Source organism: Ensifer sp. VA4 (assembly GCF_055710065.1).
Genome location: NZ_JBVQPO010000074.1, coordinates 1 through 264, shown reverse-complemented (window position 1 = coordinate 264; position 264 = coordinate 1). Strand labels below are relative to the sequence as shown.

The window sequence follows — 264 nt, the reverse complement described above, 5'->3', positions numbered from 1 at the left end:
ATCTTCCGGTCTCTCAATGGTCGTCGGACGTTTCGCTTGGCGTCTATCCGCTCCCGAAATTCTGGGCCGACAAGATCGCGGCCCGCATGAAGGAGGTCTTCCTGACGAAGACGGCGGCCGAATGGGAGCGGGTCTTTGGGGAAGGGCTGTTTCCGGGTGCGCCACAGCGCTGGCTAAAGGAATGGATCGCCGACGATCACGCCAAGGCTGCCGGCCTCATGATCGAGGTGGACGATCCGACCCTCGGCCGCATGATCCAGCCCG

Annotated in this window: 1 protein-coding gene; it reads left to right on the top strand. The window is 62.9% G+C overall.

Annotated features, from left to right (window positions below; translation table 11 throughout):
* Positions 1-264, top strand: a 264-nt coding sequence (locus tag AC0C6X_RS30225; protein ID WP_472956722.1) for a CoA transferase, incomplete at both ends; no start/stop codon positions are given.